Annotated in this window: 21 protein-coding genes; 1 reads left to right on the top strand and 20 read right to left on the bottom strand. The window is 70.1% G+C overall.

The window, feature by feature from the left end; genetic code table 11:
* Positions 1-121: 121 nt before the first annotated feature.
* Entirely contained in the window at positions 122-364 is a 243-nt protein-coding gene (locus AAH991_RS36290) for a hypothetical protein (protein ID WP_346230475.1), read from the bottom strand.
* A 410-nt stretch (positions 365-774) separates the two neighbouring features.
* Positions 775-933, bottom strand: coding sequence for a hypothetical protein (locus AAH991_RS36285; RefSeq protein ID WP_346230474.1), 159 nt, complete (start codon positions 931-933; stop codon positions 775-777).
* Between the two features lie 404 nt (positions 934-1,337).
* Here AAH991_RS36285 and AAH991_RS36280 point away from each other — a divergent pair, with 404 nt between their 5' ends.
* A complete protein-coding gene (locus AAH991_RS36280) occupies positions 1,338-2,270 on the top strand; it encodes a hypothetical protein (RefSeq protein WP_346230473.1) in 933 nt (310 codons plus the stop codon).
* A gap of 150 nt (positions 2,271-2,420) precedes the next feature.
* Here AAH991_RS36280 and AAH991_RS36275 read toward each other — a convergent pair whose 3' ends face one another.
* From AAH991_RS36275 to AAH991_RS36190, 18 genes are all read right to left on the bottom strand, one after another.
* Positions 2,421-2,978: a phosphate-starvation-inducible PsiE family protein gene (locus AAH991_RS36275; protein ID WP_346230472.1), complete on the bottom strand. Its 558-nt coding sequence runs from the start codon at positions 2,976-2,978 to the stop codon at positions 2,421-2,423.
* Positions 2,975-5,143 (bottom strand): amylo-alpha-1,6-glucosidase, encoded by a 2,169-nt coding sequence (locus tag AAH991_RS36270; RefSeq protein WP_346230471.1) that lies wholly within the window; start codon positions 5,141-5,143, stop codon positions 2,975-2,977. The genes AAH991_RS36275 and AAH991_RS36270 overlap by 4 nt, the downstream gene beginning before the upstream one ends.
* Positions 5,144-5,193: 50 nt before the next feature.
* Positions 5,194-7,194 carry an erythromycin esterase family protein gene (locus tag AAH991_RS36265; protein ID WP_346230470.1) on the bottom strand — a complete coding sequence of 667 codons (2,001 nt, stop codon included), beginning with the start codon at positions 7,192-7,194 and terminating at the stop codon, positions 5,194-5,196.
* A 69-nt stretch (positions 7,195-7,263) separates the two neighbouring features.
* Complete coding sequence (locus AAH991_RS36260; protein WP_346230469.1) at positions 7,264-9,171, bottom strand: APC family permease; 1,908 nt, start codon at positions 9,169-9,171, stop codon at positions 7,264-7,266.
* A gap of 16 nt (positions 9,172-9,187) precedes the next feature.
* On the bottom strand, positions 9,188-10,309 hold the full coding sequence (locus AAH991_RS36255) for a Gfo/Idh/MocA family protein (RefSeq protein WP_346230468.1): 1,122 nt from the start codon (positions 10,307-10,309) through the stop codon (positions 9,188-9,190).
* Positions 10,310-10,335: 26 nt separating this feature from the next.
* Positions 10,336-10,542, bottom strand: a complete 207-nt coding sequence (locus AAH991_RS36250; RefSeq protein WP_346230467.1) for a DUF7167 family protein — start codon at positions 10,540-10,542, stop codon at positions 10,336-10,338.
* A 3-nt stretch (positions 10,543-10,545) separates the two neighbouring features.
* A complete protein-coding gene (locus tag AAH991_RS36245; RefSeq protein ID WP_346230466.1) occupies positions 10,546-11,013 on the bottom strand; it encodes an ester cyclase in 468 nt (155 codons plus the stop codon).
* A gap of 61 nt (positions 11,014-11,074) precedes the next feature.
* Positions 11,075-12,226 carry a glutathione-independent formaldehyde dehydrogenase gene (locus tag AAH991_RS36240; RefSeq protein WP_346230465.1) on the bottom strand — a complete coding sequence of 384 codons (1,152 nt, stop codon included), beginning with the start codon at positions 12,224-12,226 and terminating at the stop codon, positions 11,075-11,077.
* Between the two features lie 13 nt (positions 12,227-12,239).
* Positions 12,240-12,692: a DUF1931 family protein gene (locus AAH991_RS36235; protein WP_346230464.1), complete on the bottom strand. Its 453-nt coding sequence runs from the start codon at positions 12,690-12,692 to the stop codon at positions 12,240-12,242.
* A 32-nt stretch (positions 12,693-12,724) separates the two neighbouring features.
* Complete coding sequence (locus tag AAH991_RS36230) at positions 12,725-14,395, bottom strand: FAD-dependent oxidoreductase (protein ID WP_346230463.1); 1,671 nt, start codon at positions 14,393-14,395, stop codon at positions 12,725-12,727.
* Positions 14,379-14,822 carry a thioredoxin gene (gene trxA, locus AAH991_RS36225; protein ID WP_346230462.1) on the bottom strand — a complete coding sequence of 148 codons (444 nt, stop codon included), beginning with the start codon at positions 14,820-14,822 and terminating at the stop codon, positions 14,379-14,381. Before trxA ends, AAH991_RS36230 begins: the two co-directional genes overlap by 17 nt.
* 3 nt (positions 14,823-14,825) lie before the next feature.
* On the bottom strand, positions 14,826-17,444 hold the full coding sequence (gene clpB, locus AAH991_RS36220; protein ID WP_346230461.1) for an ATP-dependent chaperone ClpB: 2,619 nt from the start codon (positions 17,442-17,444) through the stop codon (positions 14,826-14,828).
* Positions 17,435-17,761 carry a chaperone modulator CbpM gene (locus AAH991_RS36215; protein ID WP_346230460.1) on the bottom strand — a complete coding sequence of 109 codons (327 nt, stop codon included), beginning with the start codon at positions 17,759-17,761 and terminating at the stop codon, positions 17,435-17,437. Before AAH991_RS36215 ends, clpB begins: the two co-directional genes overlap by 10 nt.
* Complete coding sequence (locus AAH991_RS36210) at positions 17,758-18,747, bottom strand: DnaJ C-terminal domain-containing protein (protein ID WP_346230459.1); 990 nt, start codon at positions 18,745-18,747, stop codon at positions 17,758-17,760. Before AAH991_RS36210 ends, AAH991_RS36215 begins: the two co-directional genes overlap by 4 nt.
* Positions 18,747-19,241 carry a nucleotide exchange factor GrpE gene (locus tag AAH991_RS36205; protein ID WP_346230458.1) on the bottom strand — a complete coding sequence of 165 codons (495 nt, stop codon included), beginning with the start codon at positions 19,239-19,241 and terminating at the stop codon, positions 18,747-18,749. Before AAH991_RS36205 ends, AAH991_RS36210 begins: the two co-directional genes overlap by 1 nt.
* Before the next feature lie 13 nt (positions 19,242-19,254).
* On the bottom strand, positions 19,255-21,165 hold the full coding sequence (gene dnaK, locus AAH991_RS36200) for a molecular chaperone DnaK (RefSeq protein ID WP_346230457.1): 1,911 nt from the start codon (positions 21,163-21,165) through the stop codon (positions 19,255-19,257).
* 22 nt (positions 21,166-21,187) lie between these two features.
* Positions 21,188-21,655, bottom strand: coding sequence for a general stress protein (locus AAH991_RS36195; RefSeq protein ID WP_346230456.1), 468 nt, complete (start codon positions 21,653-21,655; stop codon positions 21,188-21,190).
* A 336-nt stretch (positions 21,656-21,991) separates the two neighbouring features.
* Entirely contained in the window at positions 21,992-23,194 is a 1,203-nt protein-coding gene (locus tag AAH991_RS36190; protein ID WP_346230455.1) for a glycosyltransferase family 4 protein, read from the bottom strand.
* Between the last annotated feature and the right edge of the window lie 144 nt (positions 23,195-23,338).

Genomic DNA, 23,338 nt, shown 5'->3' with positions numbered 1-23,338 from the left:
TGAAGCCCAACGCCATTCAGACGCCCTGCCCACCGGTCGGCAAGTACAGCCTGGCGCAGTCAGGCGGCGCACCACGGGCGTAGCCGTCGGAGTTGGCGGCGTAGACGTCGTCGAGGTTGAGTCAGCAGGTGCCGTCCTTGGCCAGCACCCGCCGAGCCTCCGCGAACGTGCTGCGGAGGTTCTCCACATAGTCGTTCGGCGTGGGCTCCTGGCCGTACTCCTCCGGGCAGTGGTCGCGCAGCCCATAGCAGGGCGGGCTGGTCACCAGGCAGTCCACGGGACGGTCGGGCATCTCGGAGAGCACCTCGCATGCGTCGCCGAGGTGCAGGGTGGCGTGGTCGTCTCGCCAGTGCGGAACCCTCATTGCGCCTCCCCCTGCACGGAGAGAGCCCTCATGAAAGGGGGCCCGCCCGGCCGAGGCCGGCTGGCGGTGGACCTGAAGCCAGGTCGTGCTCGTTACTTCCATTTCTGTTCCGGGGCAAAACTCAGATACGCGCTTCGAGTGGAGCAGCGGCCTCCGGCACCGCTCCGGCGTGAGCTGTTACCCCTGGTTAGAGCGCCTCCGTACCTCTGGCGTCGCTCTGGCGCGCGCCTCTCGAAATGCCGCACCACCAAACGCCAGAGGCGCGCCAGAAGCAGTCGGAGATTGGCGCCGGAGCCGTGCCAGAGGCCTCTCCTACAACCGGGTTCGACGAAGCGAAATCCCTCTCGCCGTGGAGAACCCGATGAGCACGAATCCATCCGACAGTGCCGGCCAGGGCCGGCCAGGACCGGTCACCCCTGGACATCGCCGAGCGCGCCTTCCGAACGCTCGCCTGCGCGCCCAGCAGCCTCGCCGTCGACGGCAGGGAGGTCGGGCACGGCCTTCCCCGCCGGCCAATGTCGCTGATCGAGCTGCGGGATGTGCTGATCCACCCCCTTCAGCTCGACCACCGCCTGGGATGCGGTCCGTGCCTTCATCGAGGCGGCCCAGGCACTGGCGCCTTTCCCGCTCGTCGCTTGACCCTCGCAGCTAGTTATATTCGCTGAGCACAAGGCTGTGACGCCTGTTCCTGAGATATTTGCGAGTTTTTCTTTACATTGTAGATCATTTGCTATCAATCGTTGCGGCCAGCCGGTTTGAACACTTGGCGACCACACTGGCTCCGGAGCCTCGGAAAGGGCGGCAGCCTGCGGCAACGGGAGGCAGCGGGGTGTCGGCAACTGACGACTCCTCCGAGCAACAAACGAGAAACAGAAAAGCCGTGATCACTCTTTCGTGATCACGGCTTCGACCTGCCAGAACAGTGTCGGGACGGCGGGATTTGCGGTGGACCGTACGGAAAGGCTGGGGTGAAGTGGCTCCGCGCCGTGACGGCGGCGTTGAAGCACTGCTCGACGATCTTGCCCGTCGGCGTGCCGAGGCCCGGTGGGACGTCGCGATCTGCCTGACCGACCTGCCGCTGCACACCGAGCGGATGCCACTGGTGGCGCAGACGTCCACCCGGCGCCGAGTCGCGACGGTATCCTTGCCCGCGCTGGGGCTGCGCCAACTGCGAGCGCTTCGCGCGGCCGTTCCGGGTCTCGTGGGCCAGCTCATCGCTGACGCTTCCCAGGAGCGGGTGCCACCGCACGGCCGGGCACCGGCGGAGCTGACCGGCCAGGTTGCCGCCATTCACCGGGTGGTTGGCGAGGCCGATGCCGGGGAACTGGGCTACGTCGCCTCGGGGCTGATCGGCCGGATTCGGCTGCTGACTGGAATGGTCCGGGCCAACCGCCCGGGGCGCGCCCTGCTGGGCCTGTCCAAACTGCTGGCTGGCGCCTTTGGCACGGCCGCGTTCGCACTCACCACCAACACCATTTGGGAGATGGGCGATGCGCTCGGCGGACTCCGCCTCACCGTGATCATGCTTCTCGGGCTGGTGGCCTGGCTGATCGTTGGCCACGACCTGTGGGAGAAACCGGATCGGGAGACACCGGCTGAGCTGGCCCGGCTGTTCAACCTGGGCACGGTCCTCACCCTAACCCTGGCCGCCGCGGTGTCCTATCTGGTGCTGTTCGTCGGAACGATACTCGTCGCGGCGCTGCTGATCGACACATCCATGCTGGAACGGAACCTGCATCGGCCGGTCGATTTCACCGCCTATTTGAACCTGGCCTGGATCATCAGCTCGCTGGCCACCGTCGGTGGCACGATCGGTTCTGGGCTGGAGGACGAGGAGACGGTGCGGGCCGCCGCTTACGGCTACCATCCCGAACCCAGCGGCTGGCGGGACGAGCAGGACGCGTGATTGAGGCGGCCGAGTCCTGACCCCTGGCAAACCGGCCAAACCCTGATCCAGCGTAAGGAGCGCCATACCCCCCGGCGAAATCCGGACGGGCGGATGCCCCGCCTCACCGAGCAGGAAAAGCCGGCCCGCCCTGGCCGGCCCGGCGCACTCTTACCCGGCCTCATCGCCCTGAACAGGACCGAGCTTCGGATCAGGGTTCTGCTGAACCTTCCACTGTGACCACCGCGCCAGGGCCAGTGCGGTAGTGAGCAGGACAGCCACCCCCGCGTAGACCGCCATCTCGGTGAACTGCTCACGGCTCTCCGCCGCCGTCATCGACACGGTCAGCCGCACCACCACCGACATGATGTGCCGTACGACGGCGATGATGCCGACGATGATGAACGGCTCGAGCCGCAGCCGGCCGCCCTCCAGATGGGTCAGGACGGTGGCGAAGATCTCCAGGACGATGAGGACGAGGAGGAGGTCCTCGATGACGACGACGACCTTCTCCGTCCACCCCACGCCGCCGCGCACCACCATGGCGAACAACATGATGACGATGCCGCCCGCGATCGCCAGCAGCACTGCCGACACCACATAGAGAATCACGCGTTCGGCCGCGGCGAGCACCTTCAGCAGCCGCACGTCCAGATTGTTGCGCGCGTACCGGATGACCGATGGGTGGTCCCCGAACCGCGGGTCCCGCGCGGGCGGGTCGTCGTTCACGGCTCGCTCGAGAACTGGTCGTGGTGGCCGACGAGCGTGCTGACCGATGGGCGGGGCGCGCAGTGCACCTCGATCTCCGGGGGCAGTCCGCTCAACTTGGTCTCGCCGCTACCCCACACCACGAGGTTGACTCGGCCACCGGCCAGCGGTAACCCGGTGATCCTCAGCTCGCCGAACTCCTCCGGCAGCACCGGGGCCACCCACAGCCGGCCGTACGGGATCCAGGGGTCGAAGCGCAGCAGTGCTCGCGTGATCTGGACGGGGCTCGCCGCCGCCCACGCCTGGGGGGAGCACGACGTGGGATAGGGCACCGGGACGGGGAACTCCTTCCTGTCGAACCCGCAGAAGAGCTCAGGGAGCCGCCCGCCGAACGCCTCCGCCGCGTCCAGCAGGCCCATGGCCACCCGCTGTGCCTCGGCGACGAACCCGTAGCGCATCAGGCCCGACACGATCAGGGCGTTGTCGTGCGGCCACACCGATCCGTTGTGGTAGCTCATCGGGTTGTAGGCACCCATCGACGAGGCGATTGTGCGGACGCCGAACCCGGTGAACATCTCCTCCGACAGTAGGTGCCAGGCCACGTACTCGGCCTTGTCCTCGTCCGCGATGCCGGTCCACAGGCAGTGGCCCATGTTGGAGGCCACGCTGTCGATCGGCCTGCCCTCGCGGTCCAGTCCGACCGCGTAACAGCCCCGCTCCGGAAGCCAGAAGAGCTCGTTGAACATGCGGCGGAGGGAGCACGCCCGCTCGGTGTAGCAGCGCTCGGTCTCGTGGTCGCCCGCCTCGTGCGCGAAGTGGCTGCGCGCGATGTAGGCGGCGTAGACGTAGCCCTGCGCCTCTGCCAGGGCGATGGGCGCGCGGGCCAGGGTTCCGTCGGCGAAGTTCACCCCGTCGAAGGAGTCCTTCCAGCCCTGGTTGACCAGGCCCTTGTCGGTCTTGCGGCGGTACCAGAGCAACCCCTCGATCGGGCCCGCGCGCTCGCCGTACTCCCCGATCCACGACAGCGCCGCGTCGGCGTGCGGCATGAGCTCCTCCACGGCCTCGCGATGGATGCCCCAGCGGCGCAGCTCGGCGAGGAGGACGACGTACAGCGGGGTGGCGTCGACCGAGCCGTAGTAGCAGGCACCGCCGTGGGGGGAGACGCCCGACCGCGCGCCGAACCGCAGCTCGTGCGGGATCTTCCCGGGCTCCTCCTCCGACAGCGGGTCGACCTTCGTGCCCTGGAGCCTGGCCAGGCGGCGCAGCGTGCCGAGCGCCGGCGACTGGTCGAGCGGCAGCGCCATCCATGAGGTCAGCAGTGAGTCGCGGCCGAACAGCGTCATGAACCACGGCGCACCGGCGGCGATCGTGGGCGGCTCGTCCGGGGGCCCGGGCTCGTACAGTCGCAGCGACCCCAGGTCCTCCTTCGACCGCCGGAGCGTCCTGGCCAGCCCGGGATGGTCCGTGACCACGTACGGGCCGTGCCGCTGCCAGGCCGCCAGGCGCACCGCGGGCCCGGCGCGCTCGACGGGATGGCGCGTGGAGAACCACGCCTGCGACTCCTCACCGTCGATGATCGGATTCACCTGGAGGGTCGCCCTCCACTCCCCCCGGGCCGGCACGGCCACGCGGAAGCCGAGCAGCCCGGGAACGGCCAGCGCGTCGGCGGTCCTGATCATGGCGCCACGCGCGCGGCTCAGCGAGTAGACACGCAGGCTCGTCCCCTCGGGCACCAGGTCGACGTCGGGGACGTGCCGAACACGGTTGATCTTCACCTCGAACAGGTCGGCGATGTCGGAGCCGATGTGGACGTCCACCACGCAGCCGGCCGACTCGTCGGAAAGGTTGCGCAGCAGCAGGTCCTCACGCAGGCCGCCACCGACGTACCGGTCCCGCACCACCATCAGGGTGCTCTCCGCGCGCCCCGGCCTCGGCTGCGTCCGGCCGAGGAACGCGGCGTGGTACGGCTCGCCCGCCAGCACCTGGAGCGGCTCGATCGGCGCGTCGTCCACCCGCAGTTCCCAGCGGGACAGCAGCCGGGTGTCGGCGTGGTAGACGCCCTGGGGCCCGCCGGGCCGGATGTCGCCGTTCCAGGAGGAGACGCAGAACGAGCTCCCCTCGACGAGCGTTACGGTGCCGGCGCCCAGGGCGGCCGGCTGCCCCTCGAACGTCCATGCGTTCGCCATACGATCCATCCCCCGAACGGTGGGCCTGCTGGAACCCTGCTGTCCGGGTCTCAGACCGCCACCGGGTAGGTCTCCGGGACCTCTCCGCGCTCCCACCGGGCCATACGCTCCAGGGGCTCCAGCGCGCCGGTCTCGTCGATGTGGATCACCGCGTCGAACTGGTCGGACAGCCGGGTCTGGAAGTAGTGGCTCTGCCGTTCCGTGTCCGGGCGGTAGACGACGCCGATGGCGCGTTCAAGCAGCGCCCTGCGCAGCAGGTCCGCCGCCCGGACCGAGTGAACGAAGTCGAGCAGGAACTCCTTGTACCCGGCCTCGTGGAACAGCTCCTCGACCGAGCCGGGCAGCGCCGGGCGCACGTTCTTCCGCTCGGCCGGGCGGCCCCAGTCGCCGGCCGCCGTGACGGTGCCGGTGTAGGTGGTGAAGCCGACGAGCCGGCAGTCATCCGGATTGTGCTCGCGCACCAGCCGGCCGAGGTTGAGCTCGCCGCGCGCGCCCATCTCCGTCGCCCGCGCGTCGCCGAGGTGGGAGTTGTGCGCCCACACCACGATCCTCGCCGGCTCGCCGCGCTGCCAGCCGAGGTGCTCGGCCAGCGCGAACAGGGTGTCGGCCATGTGCCGGTCGCGCAGGTTCCACGACGACACCCGGCCGCCGAACATCGTGCGGTAGTACCGCTCGGCGGCGGCCACGACCGCCGCGTTCCGCTCGGCGTGGAAGAACTCGTCCTCGCCGAGCAGCCCCTGCGCCCGCTGGTAGCGCAGCGCGTTGCGCTGGAGGTCGACGAGCTGGTCGACCACCCGCCGCTCGCACGACTCCCCCGCGCCGAAGGCGGCGGCGAAGCCGTACGCCTGCCCGTCGTCGCCGTCGCTGTGGTCGAAGCAGGCGTACCGGTCGCGGGCCCGTTCCGCCGCGCCCGGGTCCACCTTCTCCAGGTAGGCGACGACCTCATCGGCCGAGCGGTGCAGGCTGTAGAGGTCGAGCCCGTAGAAACCGGCCCGCGCCCGCTCGTCCAGCCGCTCGTTGTGCTCGCGCAGCCACCCGAGGAAGTCGAGGACGTCCGCGTTGCGCCACATCCACGTGGGGAAACGCGCGAAGCCGCGCAGCGCCTCCTCCGCGGTCGCGTCGTCGCCGCGGCCGCGGACGTACCGGTTCACCCGGTACGCGTCGGGCCAGTCGGCCTCCACGGCCACGGCGACGAAGCCCTTCTCCTCAATCAGCCGCCGCGTCATGCGGGCGCGCGCCGCGTAGAACTCGTGGGTGCCGTGCGACGCCTCGCCGATCAGCACGAACCGCGCGTCGCCCACGATGTGGAACAACACCTCGTCCGGGGGCGCGCCGTCGCGCGTATGCACGAGCTCCGAGCGCAGGATCGCGAGGTCGGTGCGGGCGGGCGGGGCCCACGCCCGCGCCGAGGCCGCCGCGCGGAGCAACTCGCGCACCTCCTCGTCGGCGGTCTGCGCGAAGTTCCAGTACAACTCCCCCACCGAGAAGAACGGGGTCGGAGTGGTCGCGCAGACGACCTCGTCCACCAGGGCGGACAGGTCTTCGCAGGTGGACTCCGGCACGGCGGGCACGGCGACCACGATCTCGGCCGGCTCCCGCTGCCGCACCGCTCGGATCGCCGCACGCATGCTCGCCCCGGTCGCCAGCCCGTCGTCGACCAGAATCACGATCTTGCCGCGCAGTTCGGGTGTGGGGAGTTCTCCCCGGTAGGCGCGCTCCCATCTCGCCAGCTCGCGGGCCTCCCGCTGAGCGACCTCCCTGATCGTCTCGGACGGTATGGCGAGCGCGCGCGTGACGTCCTCATTGAGCACCACTACTCCGCCACCGGCGATCGCCCCCATGGCGAGCTCCTCGCGGCCGGGCGTGCCGAGCTTGCGCACCAGGAACACGTCGAGCGGATGACCCAGCGCCGTCGCCACCTCGTACGCCACGGGCACACCGCCGCGCGGCAGGCCCAGGACGACGACGTCGGGCAGCCCACGGTAGTGGCCGAGGAGTCCCGCGAGCACCCGGCCCGCGTCCCGGCGATCCGAAAACAGGCGATCCGTCATGAGCTTCGCCTCCCCGGTCGCGCAGCCGATACCCCCATCGGGGTGGCGCAAACGCGGAAGCCTGCCGGCCTATCCGACATGCACCCGGGGACGGCGCTCGGGATCCGGCTCGGCCTCCCGCAGGATCTCGCGGGTCATCGCCGGGACGTCGCCTACTCCGAACACCAGGTAACGAAGCATCGCGGCGACGGGATTCTCCTCTGCCCAGTGGAAGTAGATGTGCGGCAGCTTGCGGAAGCGGTTCCGGATGTAGAGCAGCAGGGCGGCCAGCGCGTTCGGGATCGAGGAGCTCTCCAGCCGGAGGATCCGGTGCCCGTATCGCTCCTCGCCCCGGACGCGCAGCTCCGTCAGGAACTCCGACGCGTCCGGGACGGTGGCCTCCACGAACAGCACCGGCGTGGCGGGATCCAGCCGGTGGTTGCGCCACTGCTCACGCAGCTTCTCCTCGTACTCCGCCCGGTCGCGCCGCTGCGGCTCGTTGGCGATCAGGTGGACCTCGTCGCCGGGCACCTCGTGGAGGAACCGCTCCGCCAGGGGGTCGAGGACCACGCGGGTGACCCGCAGTTCGGTGGACCGGGTCGCTCGGGAGATCAGCGAGGTGACCACGATGGCCGCGATGAAGAACGACGCAATCTTGACACCGTCCGGCCGCTCGATCACGTTCGCCACCAGCGTGTACGTCAAGACGAGGGCGATGGCCGCGTACGCCGCCGTCGCCGCGCGCCTGCGACGCCGGTGGACCGAGACCGTGACCGCGACGGCCGCCGAGAGGATCAGCACGAGGACTCCGGTGGCGTACGCTCCACCCTGCGCCGTCACGCTCGCCCGGAAGATCACGGTGATGGCGAACGCGACGGCCGTGAAGACCAGGACAAGCGGCCGGACCGCCCGCGTCCAGTCGGGGGCCATGCCGTACCGGGGAAGGTAGCGGGGAACCAGGTTGAGCAGGCCTGCCATCGCGGAAGCGCCCGCGAACCACAGGATCGCGATCGTGCTCGCGTCGTACAGCGTGCCGAACCCGTTTCCAAGATAGGCGTGAGCCAGGTACGCCAGGGCCCGACCGTTGGCCCTGCCGCCCTCCCGGAACTCCCGCAGCGGGATCAGCACGCTCGTGACGAAGCTGCTGGTGATCAGGAAGACGCTCATGACCAGGGCCACCGTCGTCAGCAGCCTTTTGGCTCCCCTGATCTGTCCCGCCAGGTCCCCCTTGATCAACGGCATGACGGCCACCCCGGTCTCGAACCCGGACAGGCCGAGGGCGAGCTTGGGCATGACGAGCAGGGACAGCAGCACCATCGACGCCGGCCCGCCGTGCGAAGACAGCAGGGCCTGCTTCCAGTCCACGACCAGGACGGGCCGGTCGCCGACATGGAGCAGGGCCACCGTCACCACCACAACGTTGAGTGACAGGTAGACGCCCACGATGACGACGGCGAGGCCGATCGCCTCGCTGAAGCCCAGCAGGAACACGGCGCCGAGCAGCGCCAGCAGGCCGAGCGTCACGGCCAGCTGGTGCCCCTGGAGGGCACGCGGTACGAAGGGGTTCTCCAGAATGTGCGCTGTCGCGTCGGCCGCCGACAGCGTCATCGTGATCACGAAATCGGTGGCCGCGAACCCGAGCAGCACCAGGACGAACAGCTTGCCCCACCACCTCGGGGCGAGCCGCTCCAGCATCGCGACCGAGCCCTGGCCGTGCGGGCTCTCCACCGCGACCCGCCGGTAGACCGGCAGCGCGCCGAACAGCGTCAACGCGACGAGGAACACCGTCGCGACGGGCGACAGCAGGCCCGCCGCCAGCGCGGCGATCCCCGGCTGGTAGCCCAGCGTGGAGAAGTAGTCGAGACCGGTGAGGCACATGACCCGCCACCAGGCATGCCGCCTGTGCGGCGCCTCCACCACGTGGGGCCCGGCGGGCATCACGTCCTCGTGCTGAAGCCCCTCCAGGAGCCAGGAGCGGACGCTGTCCCTGGTCGCCATACCGCCCACACTCGCCCTACTCCACGCATTCGCCGCCGACGGGGAGCCCCGTCTGCTCGGCGTGGCGGCGGATGATCCGCTGCGCGGTGACAATGTCCTTCAACGCCCCGTCGAGCCCGGTGAGCGGTGGTTCGTCCTGAGTGGCAAACCGGTGGAAGGCCACCAGTTGCCGCTCGTACGCCTCCGCGACGTCTCGGTAGGCGACCGTGCGCTCGGCCGTGCCGGTCCGCGACAGGACGGTGAGGCTCGTCGGGGCGTTCAGCAGGTAGTGGGTCGGGAAGCACAGTTCCAGCGAGCCGTGGTCGTGGTGCACGGCGATCGTCTCCCGGTAGACGGGGTAGTCCGGCAGGTGGTGCCAGCACAGGCCGTACCTGCCGCGCGCGGGGTCCGGCAGTCTCCCGCTCACCTCGACCGAGGGCGGGAAGACGTCGTCCGGCCAGACGGACACATGGTCCACGGTCGCGGGCGAGCCGACCAGCAGCCGCATGACGGACAGCTCGTGCCGGACGTCGCCGAGCAAGACCTGGGAGTAGAGGCGCCGCAGCCGTTCCGGGACCGTTCCCAGAGCCTGGGTGATCGCCTCGTTGTCGGCTTCCAGGTAGGGGGCGAGCCGCTCGGACGCCGGCCTCGACACCCGAGCTCTGGCGAACAGGAGCTGCGACTCCTCGGAGGGGTGCAGGACGGTGGCGTCCAGACGGCGCACGGCCCTGGCGCCGCCGGCCTCGCCGAGCGTCGACAGCAGGCGCTGCGTGGCCGGATCGTACTGCTTCACATAACCCACCATCAGCCGCGCGTCGCCGGGGATGCCGCGAAGCTCGGCCCGGCTGTAGGCGAGCGGCTTCTCGCACAGCACCCAGCAGCCGCAGGCGAGGGCCGCCTTCACGAGCGGCCCGTGAGAACCGGGCGTGAGGACGATCAGCGCGTCGAACCCGCCCGCCTCCACCATGGCCGTGGCGCGGTCGTAGGATCTGACGCCCAACTCCCGGCCGAGCGTCTCTGCGTGGTCGCCGTCCAGGTCGCACACGGCGGACACCTGGAAGATGTCCCGCCGCTTGGCGAGCAGCGGGAGGTACACGACCTGGGCCGCCACGCCCAACCCCACGAGAGCCACCTTCAGCGCGCCCACGCTCTCACCCACTCCCACGACGGGCCGTCGCCCGGCCGCTATCCCTCCTGGATCTCCCTCCAACCGGCGCTGGAGTTCGCGCACACGAGCGCGTCGACGCGGTCGGCCAGGTACGCGTCGCGCTGGCCCGCGCTCATCGCGTCCCAGTCGGCCCGCAGAACCCGGGTCTCCTCGCTGACGACGTCGTGCCTGCACTGGAAGAACAGCTCGACCGTCACCATGTCGCCCATGTCCTCTGACGGCACCGCTCAGTCCTCCGCTCGCCGCTCACACGGCGACAGCTGCTCGTCGAAGACGAGGCGCCCGCCGAGCTGGGTGTAGAGCTCCAGCTGGTCGAAATACATCCGGCGACTGATGATCTTGTCGTTGCCCACCGAACAGGTACTGGTGCCTCGGATGGCGACATGGCGGCCGGTTCGTTCCAGTACCTGGCCCCCGGGCAGTAGGAAGGGCCCGGTGTGGGTGCCGGTGAGCAGCCATTCGGTCACCGCCGGATCGGTGCCCAGGACGGTGTGCCAGACCGTCATGCGCATGTCGGGGAAGCCCCTGAACAGGTCTTCGTAGTAGCAGGCGATCTGCTCATGCCCCTCCGCGACGCCCGCCGGGGTCACCAGGACCGCGTCCTGACTGTGACACTGGATCACCTCGTCCAGATCGTGCCTGTTGAAGGCGTCGTGCAGCCTCTGCTTGAGCCAGCGGGCGTCCGGCATGCGCATGGCGCGTCCCCCTCACTGCCACAGCGGTCGGACCGCGAGGCCCGCGGCCGCCACGAGAGGGTCAGCCGATGCCGGCGGGATGCAGGACAACCTTGGTCCATCCGGCATCCCGCTGGTCGAAGTGCTCGTAGCCGCCGGGCGCGTCGTCCAGATCCAGCTCGTGTGAGACGACCCACGACGGCCGGGCCTTCCCCTCGTGGATGAGGGTGCAGAGCTGCCGGTTGTAGTTCTTGACGTTGCACTGACCGTTGCCCATGGTCTGGCCCTTGAACCAGAACATCCCGTAGTCGAAGGCGATCTCGCCCTGCTTGTAGAGGTCGTCGGGGCTGCCGGGATCCATAGGGATGAACACGCCCACGACCCCGATCGTCCCGGCGAACCTCACCGACTTGACGAGGTTGTTCAGCGTCATGTTGGGATGCTCGTGTCCCTGGGGGTCGTGTGCCTGGAAGCCCACGCACTCGCAGCCCCGGTCGGCGCCCCTGCCATGCGTGAGCTCCATGACCTGGTCGACCGGCGACGTCTTGGAGTCGTCGATCGGGATCGCCCCGATCTCCTCGGCCTTGGCCAGCCGGTCCGGGTGGCGGTCCACGACCATCACCATGCCCGCGCTCTTGAACGTCGCGGAGTAGGCGGCCATCAGGCCGACCGGCCCTGCCCCGTAGATCACGACCGAGTCGCCGGCCTGCACACAGGCGAGCTGGGTCGCGTGCCAGCCGGTGGGCCAGATGTCGGCCAGCATGACGTAGTCGGTCTGCCTCTCCCGCGCGTCGTCCGGCAGGACCAGGCAGTTGAAGTCGCCGAACGGCACGCGCAGCAGCTCGGCCTGGCCGCCGTTGTACGGGCCCATGTCCGCGAAGCCGTAAGCGGCCCCGTCCACCCCCGGCTCCGGGTTGGTGGTGAGGCAGAAGGCGGTCAGGCCTCTCTCGCAGTTGGCGCAGAAGCCGCACGCGACGTTGAACGGCACGCAGACCATGTCGCCGACGCGGACGCGTACTACTCCCGGCCCCACCTCGACCACCTCGCCGAGGTTCTCGTGGCCGAGGACACGGCCCGGCTCCAGGTCGGTCCGGCCTTCGTACATATGCAGGTCGGAGCCGCAGATGTTGGTCGTGGTGACACGGACCAGGACGTCGGTGGGCATCTCTATCCGCGCGTCCGGCACGTCCTTGACGCCCACCTGCCGGGGTCCCTCGTATACGACTGCCTTCATGATGTCCTCGCTTCTAGAGCAGCAGCTCGAAAAGGCGGATCACGCGTTCCCACTGCTCGGTCCTCGGATTCTTCAGGCCGGGATCGAGGATGGTGAACGTGCGCGCCAGCGCCAGCGACAGCCCGCCGACGATCTCGGGCAGCCGTTCCCTCACCTCCTCGCCGATGGACAGGTCGAGCGGAGGCAACGCCGCGAGCTGCTCCAGGATGGGCTTCAGCTCGATGTCCTCGTCGAGGTCGCGGAACCGGTGGATGCTCTCCTGGAGGCCCTTGGTGATGGGCAGGTCCCAGGGCTCGATGATGTCCCGGACGTTCGCCTTCGCGTGGGCCTCGCCGATCACCAGCAGGTCGTGCAGCTTCTGGTTCACGAAGTCGCTGTAGCGCCGGAGATCCTCCTTGTCGACGTCGAGGCCCGCCGCCGTCCTGAAGAACCGCTCGAACCTCGGCACCGCCATCACTTCTGCCATCGCCAGTCCCCTTCCTCCCCCGCGTGGGCGGCTCAGCCCCTCGGCTGAAGGTGTTCGTGCACGAGGCGCACGGCCATCGCGCCCTCGCCGACGGCCGACGCGACCCGTTTGATCGATCCGTTCCGCACGTCGCCGGCCGCGAACACCCCCGCCCTGCTGGTCTCCAGCGGGAACGGCCGGCCCGCGGAGTCCGGCACGCCCTTCCTGCCGGAACGAGCGGCGTCCAGCCCGGTGAAGATGTATCCCCGGGAGTCGAGTGCGACCTCGTCGGCCAGCCATCGGGTGTACGGCTCCGCACCGATGAAGACGAACATCGCGCGGGCCTCGACGGTGAACCGCTCCCCCGTGACGTTGTGCTCGACGACGACCGCATCGAGCGTCTCCCGCCCGACCAGCCGCCGGACCTCGGTGTTCGTCATCACCTGAATGCCGGGGTGCTGTTCGATCTCGACCGCCAGGTAGCGGGACATGTTCCTGGTCAGCTCGCCGTCGCGTACGAGCAGGCGGACGGAGGAGACGCGGTGGGCGAGGAACAGCGCGGCCTGGCCGGCCGAGTTGCCCCCGCCCACGACGACGACCGGGTCCCGGCTGCACATCTGCGCCTCGAACGCGGTGGCCGCGTAGTAGACGCTGGTCGCCTCGAACCTCTCCAGGTCCGGCACGTCAAGCCTCCGGTAGCGGACGCCTGTCACGATGAGCAGCGTGCGCGCGTGGACCGTCGTGCCCTCCTTCAGGGTGACGAGGTGATGGCCTTCGTGCTCTCGCAGCGTGCACGCCTCCGCCGGGACGCAGAGCTCCGCGCCGAACTTGCGGGCCTGGATCATCGCCCGCTCGGCCAGCTCGCCACCGGAGATCCCGGCGGGAAAGCCCAGATAGTTCTCGATCCGCGACGAGGTGCCCGCCTGGCCGCCCAGGGCGACGCTGTCGAGGACGACCGTGGCGAGCCCCTCGGAGGCGCCGTAGACCGCGGCGGCCAGGCCGGCCGGCCCGGCTCCGACGATGAGCAGGTCGCACACCGTCTCCCGCGCGCTGGGCGCCGGGAGGCCGATCGCCCTGGCCAGCTCCGCGTTGGTGGGGTTGCGCAGCACCAGCTCGCCGCGCCAGATCACGACCGGTGTCTCCGCCGGGGTGACGCCCATCCGCCGCAGGAAGCGCTCGACCTCGGCGTCCTGCTCCAGGTCGATCCACCGGTGCGGCAGCCGGTTGCGCGCCGCGAACTCCCGCAGCCGCCGGCAGTCCGGCGAGTAGCGGGAGCCCACGATCCGGAAACCGGCCCCCAGTCCGATGAGCATCGAGCGGCGGATCAGGTAGGCGCGCAGGACGAGGTCGCCCAGGATCTCGTCGCCGGCGACCAGCCGGCGGAGCTCGTCCACGGGCACGGCCAGCACCTCGCCGTCCTCCGCCACCACGGCGGTTATGAAGCTGGCCTGGCCGGTGAGCACGTTGAGCTCGCCCAGGAACCGGCCCGCGCCGTGGACCCTGATCACCTGATCGTCGACTCCGTACCCCTTCACGGTCGCCACCTTGCCGCTCAGTACGACGAAGAAGGCGGCGCACGGGTCGCCCTCCGCGAACAGCACGTCGTCCCGGTGAGCCGGGCGACGCTCGCCGTGGGCGGCCAGAGTCCGCATCTGCACATCGCTCAGCCGGGGGTAGGCGCCCTGCAGATCGGGCGACTCGGTGAGCTCATCCGGCCAGCGCATCGCCGACCCACTTCCGCAGCACGGGTGCGGGCGCCGCACCGGCCTGTTGGGCCACGACCCGTCCCAGCCGGAGGACGACGAGCGTCGGCACGGCCTGCACGTCGAAGCGCCGCGATGTCTCGGGCGCCTCGTCGATGTTCACCTTCACCAGCTTGATCCGCCCGGCCAGCTCGGTGGCGACCTGCTGGAGCGCCGGGCTCACCATGCGGCAGGGCCCACACCAGGACGCCCAGAAGTCGACGACGACCGGTATCCGCGCCGCCTCGGCGACCTGGGCGAAGTCCTCGTCTCCCGCGTCCACCACCCAGGGCAGCGACTCGCGGCACTCGCCACAGCGCGGCGCTCCCGCCCCCGTCTTGGGCAGGCGGTTGTTCCGGCCGCAGTGCGGGCACCGGACGACGCTCGACTCCACGACCTTCGGCGGCATCGGTCAGCCCTCCGGGTTCTCGTACGCGACCACGATCTCGCCGCCGGACAGTTCCACCCGGATGGTCGCGCCGTCGCGGACGTCGCCGGCGACCAGCGCCCGCGCGACCCGGGTCTCCACCTCGCGGGCGAGGTAACGCCGCAGCGGGCGGGCTCCGTAGATCGGGTCGAACCCGCGCTCGGCGATGTGGCGGACCGCCTCCGGGCTGATCTCGAGCGTCATCCTGCGCTCGGCGAGCCGCGCTCTGATGTCGTTGAACATCAGCGTGACGATCTGCTCGATCTCGGTCTCGGTGAGCGGCTTGAACAGCACGATGTCGTCGATGCGGTTGAGGAACTCGGGGCGGAAGCGGGCGCGCAGCTCCGCCATGACCATCTCGCGCACCTCCGGGTCGATCTCGCCCGACGGGGCCGCCTTCTCGCTGAGGTAGTGCGAGCCGATGTTGGACGTCATGATGATCACGGTGTTGCGGAAGTCGACCGTGCGCCCCTGGGCGTCGGTGAGCCGCCCGTCGTCCAGCACCTGCAGCAGGGTGTTGAACACGTCCGTGTGTGCCTTCTCGATCTCGTCGAAGAGCACCACGGAGTAGGGCTTGCGCCGCACGGCCTCGGTGAGCTGGCCGCCCTCCTCGTAGCCGACGTACCCGGGCGGGGCGCCGACGAGGCGGCTGACGGTGTGGCGCTCCTGGTATTCGCTCATGTCGACGCGGACGATGTTCTCCTCGGTGTCGAACAATGCCTCGGCCAGCGTCTTGGCCAGCTCGGTCTTGCCGACTCCGGTCGGCCCGAGGAAGATGAACGACCCGATCGGGCGGCGGGGGTCCTTGATCCCCGAGCGCGCCCGGATGATGGCGTCGGCGACCGCCCGCACGGCCTCGTCCTGGCCGATCACCCGCTGGTGCAGGATCTCGTCGAGCCGTAGCAGCTTCTCCCGCTCGCCCTCCTGCAGGCGGCTGATCGGGATGCCGGTCCACCGCGACACGATGCCGGCGATCTCCTCCTCGGTCACCACTTCGCGCAGCAGCCGGCGCCCGCCCTGCTTGCTCTCCAGCTGTTCCTCCGCGGCACGCAGCCTGCGCTCCAGTTCGGGAAGCCTGCCGTGTCGCAGCTCGGCCGCGCGGTTCAGGTCGTACATGCGCTCGGCCTGCTCGGCCTCCCGGCGTACGCTCTCGATTTCCTCGCGCAGCTGCTGCACCTTGCGCAGGGCGTGCCGCTCGGCCTCCCACTGGGCCCGCATGGCGTCGGCCTCGGCCCGCAGGTCGGCCAGCTCCTTGTGTAGCGTCTCCAGGCGCTCCCGGCTCGCCGGGTCGTCCTCCTTGGCGAGCGCCGCCTCCTCGATCTCCAGCCGCGTCACCCGGCGGGTCAGCTCGTCCAGCTCCGCGGGCATCGAGTCGATCTCCGTGCGGAGCATGGCGCACGCCTCGTCGACCAGGTCGATCGCCTTGTCGGGGAGGAAGCGGTCGGAGATGTAGCGGTGGCTCAGCACGACCGCGGCGACGATCGCGCCGTCCTGGATCTTCACGCCGTGGAAGACCTCGAGCCGCTCGCGCAGCCCGCGCAGGATGGAGATGGAATCCTCGACCGACGGCTCGTCGACGAAGACGGGCTGGAAGCGGCGCTCCAGCGCGGCGTCCTTCTCGATGTGCTTGCGATACTCCGTCACGGTCGTCGCGCCGATCATGTGCAGCTCGCCGCGGGCCAACATCGGCTTGAGCATGTTGCCGGCGTCCATCGCCCCCTCGGCGGCGCCCGCGCCGACCACCGTATGCACCTCGTCGACGAACAGCAGGATGTGCCCCTCGGACGCCGTCACCTCGGTGAGCACGGCCTTCAGACGCTCCTCGAACTCGCCGCGGTACTTCGCCCCCGCGACGAGTGCGCCCATGTCCAGGCTGAAGATCGTCTTGTCCTTCAGGCCCTCCGGCACGTCGCCGCGCGCGATGCGCTGCGCGAGGCCCTCCACGATTGCCGTCTTGCCCACGCCCGGGTCGCCGATCAGGACCGGGTTGTTCTTGCTCTTGCGAGACAGGATCTGGACGACCCGGCGGATTTCGCCGTCCCGCCCGATGACCGGGTCGAGCTTGTCCGCCCGCGCCGCGGCGACGAGGTCGCGCCCGTACTTCTCCAGCGCCTCGTAGGCGACCTCCGGATTGGCGGAGGTCACCCGCTGATTCCCGCGTGCCTGCGTCAGGACCTGCAGGAAGCGCTCACGGGTCAGCCCGTGTCCCTTGAGCAGCCGGCCCGCCGCGCTGTCGACGCCCTCGTCCAGCAGCGCCATCAGCAGGTGCTCGACCGACACGTACTCGTCCTTCAGCCGGCCGGCCTCCCGCTCGGCGGCGTCGAACAGCCGCGACAGCCGTTGGGTGACGTAGACCTGTCCAGGGGCGGCGCCGGGACCGGTGACGCGGGGCCGCCGCTCCAGCTCGTGCTCCAGTTCGAGCCGGAGCTTGTCCGGGTCGGCGCCGGCGGCGGACAGCAGGCGCGGGACGAGCCCGTCGGGCTGCCGGACCAGCGCCAGCAGCAGGTGCTCCCCGTCGACCTCGGTGTGTCCGAAGCGGATCGCCGCGGTCTGGGCGTCGTGCAGGGCCTCCTGCGACTTCTGCGTCAGGCGGTTCAGGTCCACGATCTGTCTCCGGTCCATCTCGTATTAGTGCGCAGAGCCGCCTCCAGCTCCGCGATGCGGTCCAGGAGGTCCGTCACGAGGCCGAGGGAGGCGTAGTTGACGGCGAGCCCCGCGTGCAGGCGCTGAAGGCGCCCCACGGCGGCGACCTGGGCGGGCGGGAAGCACAGGCCGCCCGAGAAGCCGGTCCAGGCGTCTATCAGCCCGAGCGCCACCAGGCGGCGCACCAGTTCCGGGTGCAGTCCCGTGGCCCGGGAGAAGGACTCCAGGTCCAGGTGCCCGACGTCCACCTGGGCGAGCCGGACGAGTGGATAGGTCATGACGGGCTCCTCGGGTTGAACGCCGAGATCCTGGCCAGTTGCTCGTACAGGCGGCGCTCCTCGTCGCCGAGCGTGGGCGGCACCATGATCCGGACCTCGGCCAGCAGGTCTCCGGGCCGGCCGCGCGCGTTCGGCATGCCCTGTCCGCGCAGGCGCAGGCGGCGCCCGGACGAGGTGCCCGGCGGCACCTTGACCTTCGCCTCCCCGCCGGGCGTGTCGACCGCGACGGTCGCCCCCAGCGCGGCTTCCGACGGCGTCAGCGGGAGGCGGACGTGGATGTCGCGCCCTTCCAGGCGGTAGCGGGGGTGGTCGGCGATCCGCGCGATCAGGTAGAGGTCACCCGCACTGGCGCCGTCGCTGCCCGCGCCGCCCTGGCCCGCGAGCCGGATCCGCTGGCCGTCGGTCACCCCGGGGGGGATGTTCACCTGGAGGGTTCGTCCGCCTCCCGGGCCGGGGATCGTGATGGTCCGTCGGCCGCCGCGGTAGGCCTCCTCCACCGTGAGCGGCAGCTCGGCCTCCTGGTCGGCGCCGGGCACCGGGCCCCAGCCGCGGCCGGTCGCGCCGCGCCTGCGCCTGCCGAAGACGCCACCGAGCAGGTCTTCGAGGTCGATGCCCTCGAAGCCCTCGCCGGTGGTGAAGTGGACTTCCTGCCCGCCGGGTCCGCGCGCCCAGGCGGGCCCCGGCCCCGCCCAGCCCGGCCCCGCGCCGGCTCCCGCTCCGGCGCGGGCGCGCGCGTACGCCGCCGGGTCGACGCCCTCGGGCACCCGGCGGAAGTCCGGCCCGAACGCGTCGTACCGCCGCCGCGTCCCGGGGTCCGACAGCACCTCGTACGCCTCCGAGACTTCCTTGAAGCGGTCCTCGGCGTCCGGGGCCTTGTTGACGTCGGGATGGTAGGTGCGGGCCAGCTTCCGGTAGGCCCGCTGGATCTCGTCCTGGTCCGCCGTTCTCGGCACGCCCAGGATCTCGTAGAAGTCGCGCTCCGCCATCACTCGTCGGCTTTCGTGGAGACGACGACGGAGGCCGGGCGTAGTTGCAGCGCGCCGTCGCCGTAGCCGGGCCGTACGACCTCGACGACGGTGCCGGGGTCGGCGTCCGGGACGGCGACCGTACTGACGGCCTCGTGCCTGGCGGGGTCGAATCGCGTCCCGACGTCGTCCCTGCGCGGGAAGCCGAGACGCGCGAGCACGCCGACCGCCTGGTCGCGGACGGCCCGGACCCCCTCGATCACCGCGTCGGCGTCGGCGCCCGCGTGCTTCAGCGCGAGCTCGAGGTTGTCGATCACCGGCAGCCACTCGGCCGCGACACGCGTACGCTCCTCGATCCGCTGCCGGTCCATGTCGCGCGCGACACGCTTACGGAGGTTGTCGAGGTCGGCGACGGCCCGCAGCCACCGGTCCTCCAGCTCGGCGAGCTTCTCCGCAACGGGTTCCTCGACGGCCTGCCGGGGCTCCGGAGGTGGTGTCTCATTCCGCTCGGTCATGTCATGTCACGGGCTATTCGGAGCTGGTGAACTCGGCGTCGATGACGTCCTCGTCCGAGGAGCCGGCGGCGGCCTGGCCGGGCCCGGCCTGAGACGGCCCCTGGGTCTGGGCCTGGCTCTGGGCCTGGGCGGCGGACGCCGTCATGCCGAGGCCGTGGTAGACCTGCTGCAGCTCCGCTGTCAGGCCGCGCAGCCGGTCGACGGGCACCTCCTCCTTGATCGCCTGACGCGCTTCCATGATCAGCTGCTCGGCCCGTGCCTTCTCGTGCACCGGGACCGCGTCGCCCAGCTCCGACAGCCGGCGCTCGACCTGGTAGGCGGCAGAGTCCAGCTCGTTACGGGCGTCGGTCGCGGCACGAAGCTGCGCGTCCTCGTTGCGGTGCCGCTCCGCATCGGCGATCATCCGGTCGATCTCGCTCTTGTCCAGGTTGGAGCTCTCGCTGATCGTGATGCGCTGCTCGGCGCCGGTGTCCTTGTCCTTGGCGGAGACGTTCAATATGCCGTTGGCGTCGATGTCGAAGGTGACCTCGATCTGCGGCACCCCGCGCGGGGCGGGCCGGATGTTCTCCAGCCGGAACCGGCCGAGCACCCGGTTGTCCGCGGCGCGCTCGCGCTCGCCCTGCAGGATGACGATGTCCACGGCCGACTGGTTGTCCTCCGCGGTGCTGAACGTCTCCGTGCGGCGGGCCGGGATCGTGGTGTTCCGCTCGATGATCTTCGTCATCAGGCCGCCGAGCGTCTCGACGCCGAGCGACAGCGGCGTGACGTCCAGCAGCACGACGTCCTTCAGCTCGCCCTTGATGATGGCCGCCTGGACGGCCGCGCCGACGGCCACGACCTCGTCCGGGTTGACCGTCATGTTCGGGTCCTTGCCCGTCAGCCGCCGCACGAGTTGCTGCACGGCCGGCATGCGGGTGGAGCCGCCGACGAGGATCACCTCGTCGAGGTCGTTCGTCGTCAGCTTCGCGTCGGCCATGGCCTGCTCCACCGGGCCCCGGCAGCGTTCGAGCAGGTCGTGGGTGATCTGCTCGAAGGTCGAGCGCATGAGCGTCGTGTTCAGGTGTTTGGGGCCGGTCGCGTCGGCCGTGATGAACGGCAGGCTGACCTGCGTCTGGGTGACCGCCGACAGCTCCACCTTGGCCTTCTCCGCGGCCTCGAACAGCCGCTGGAGGGCCTGCGGATCGCGCCGCAGGTCGATGCCCTGCTGCTTGTGGAACTCGTCGGCCAGGTGGTCGACGATGCGCCGGTCGAAGTCGTCGCCGCCCAGGTGAGTGTCGCCCGAGGTGGCGCGGACCTCGATGACCCCCTCGCCGATGTCGAGGACGCTGACGTCGAACGTGCCCCCGCCCAGGTCGAACACGAGAACGGTCTCGTTGCCCTTCTTGTCCAGGCCGTATGCCAGGGCCGCCGCGGTCGGCTCGTTGATGATCCGCAGGACCTCCAGGCCAGCGATCTTGCCGGCGTCCTTTGTGGCCTGCCGCTGCGCGTCGTTGAAGTACGCGGGCACCGTGACGACGGCCTCGCTGACCTTCTCCCCCAGGAACTTCCCGGCGTCCGAGGCCAGTTTGCGCAGCACGAAGGCGGAGATCTCCTCCGGCGCGTACAGCTTGTCGCGCACCTTGAACCGCACGGCGCCGTCCGGGCCCGGCACGACGTCGAACGAGACCGCCTTGATCTCGCTCTGCACCTCGTCGAACTTGCGCCCGATGAAGCGCTTGGCCGAATAGATCGTGCCCTTCGGGTTGAGGATCGCCTGGCGTCTGGCCATCTGGCCCACCAGCACCTCGCCCTGGTCCGTGAAGGCCACCACCGACGGAGTCGTGCGCGACCCCTCGGCGTTCGGGACGACCGTCGGATGCGCGTCCTCGGTGGTCGCGATGACCGAGTTCGTCGTGCCGAGGTCGATGCCCACCGCCTTGGCCATGTCCTCATCCCCCTCCTGGCGCTCACCTGAGCGCAGCGGCCTCACGAGCGTGCGTGAGCACGCGCCGGGCCTCGTCGGCGAACTCCGGGTCGACGAGGATGTCGTAGTGGTCGGCGACGACCGCAGGCATCGAGGCGAACGCCCGGTGCTGCACCACGTGACTGATCGCACCCCAGACGAGGCCGAAGATCAACCCGAGCACGATCGAGGAGCCGACGGCCCATCCGGCCCACGGGCTGAAGATCGCGAATATCAAGCCGATGAGAAGACCGATCCAGCCGCCGGTACCCGCGCCGCTGACGAGTGCTCTGCCGAGGCCCCATCGCCCGAGCACCTTCTCCTCCCACCGCAGATCGCAGCCCACGATGGTGACGTGTGCGATCGGGAAATCGTGGCGGGCCAGGACGTCCACGGCGTGCTGGGCCGCGTCGTAGCCGCTGTAGGTGGCCAGCACCACCTTGTGGGGCCCTGCTGTTCTCGGGACGCTCACGGGACCAACCCCCTCGGCTATTCCAGCTCGTGAAGACGATTCGCTACGCCGCTGATATGCATCGGCGGGAGCGGGAGAACCGGAATCCACGCACCTTCGACGTTGGCGGTAACAGGGCTCAACCAGCGAGAACAATCCCTATGACGCGTGTCCCCCCGTCGGCTTGTGGAACACCCGACGGCATTTTCGTCTCCCATGCCAGGATGTCGCCTCCCGTTCCCTGGCACCACCCTTCCCGCCCTTCATCTGCCTCTCATGAGAAGTAGCAAGTCGCCCAGTGGGAGCGCCGGGGGCGAAGCAATACTCACTCGGTCAGGCGTCGTGGCTCCCCGAAATTCACCCTTCCCGTCCCGCCGGACGGCCCGGGCCATGCATCCGCGCGAAGACCTGCTGGTACACGCGTTCGTAGGCCTCGGTCATCACCGGGACGTCGAAGCGTTGCAGCGCGTAGGCGCGCACGGCCGCCGGTTCCAGGCTCCCGGCCTCCTCGATGGCGAGCGGGAGCTGCCCGACCTCGTGACGGACACGGCCCGTCACCCCGTCCAGGACGACCTCGGGAACCGCACCCCTGCTCAGTCCCACCACCGGTGTGCCGCAGGCCATTGCCTCGATCATGACCATGCCGAACGGCTCCTCCCACTGCACCGGGAACACCAGGCAACGGGCTCGGGACAGCAGGTCACGCTTCAGCGCGGCGTCAGCCTCGCCTATGTACTGCGCCGCCTGGCCGAGCAGCGGCATGACGTACTCCCGGAAGTACGCCTGTTCGGCTCTTTCCGTCTGCTTGCCCGCGAGGACGATGGACCGGCCGGCCGCCCAGGCAGCCTCGATGGCCAGGTGGGCGCCCTTGTCGGGATGCAGTCGGCCCAACCACAGGACCCATTCCTCCTTGCTCGCGCGGAACGGGAACGTGGCGAAGTCTACGGAATTGTGCACCTGCGCGACCCAATTGAGGTCAGGTGCGCTCGCCCGCTGCGACCAGGAGATGGCGACGAGGTTGACGGCGGTGCCGAGGGCCCGGTAGTAGGCGCCGAGTTCGCCCCGGACGTTGCCATGACAGGTGACCACGGTGGGAGCCGTACGTGCCGGCGCGCACAACGGCCCGGCGAGCGAATGGTCGTGGACCACGTCGGGCGCCAGTCCGCACAGGAAGTGCTCCGCCCTGGCGGCGTGCACGACTTCCGGAAACGCCTCTCCGATCCTGGCCGACGGCGGCTCGTTGTAGGTGCGCCGATCGACTCCGTCGCCCGCGCCGATCACGGTCACCCGGTGTCCGCGGGCGAGCAGCCCGCGGACGAGATCCGCCGTCATCGACTCGATGCCGCCGTACCCCTTCGGCGGGATGTCGTACCACGGCGGGGCGACCATCGCGATGTGCAACGCCTGCCGCGCCCGTTCCGAAACGTTTCGCAGGTCCACGGAGACCTCCGGCAGCCTGCGGCCCAAGCGGTGCCGCAGGCGGCTGTGCCAGCATGCCGTCCCCCACACCTTCTCACCCCGGCCGGACTCCCTGCGTACGGAGGGCGGAGTCGTGGTCACGACGACCTGAGTCGATCGCCGTGACCGGACCCGGGCCTGTGACGTGTCAGAACCTCCGCGGAAGAGGCGACCTGCTACTCACGCGGTTCCGAGAACTGCCGGAGCTCATGGAACACGTGAGCGGCGAGTCCGCCCGCCCCCCGC

Origin of the sequence: Microbispora sp. ZYX-F-249 (genome assembly GCF_039649665.1) — a bacterium.
Classification (GTDB): Bacteria; Actinomycetota; Actinomycetes; order Streptosporangiales; family Streptosporangiaceae; genus Microbispora; species Microbispora maris.
This window is presented reverse-complemented; position numbering and strand designations above follow the sequence as displayed.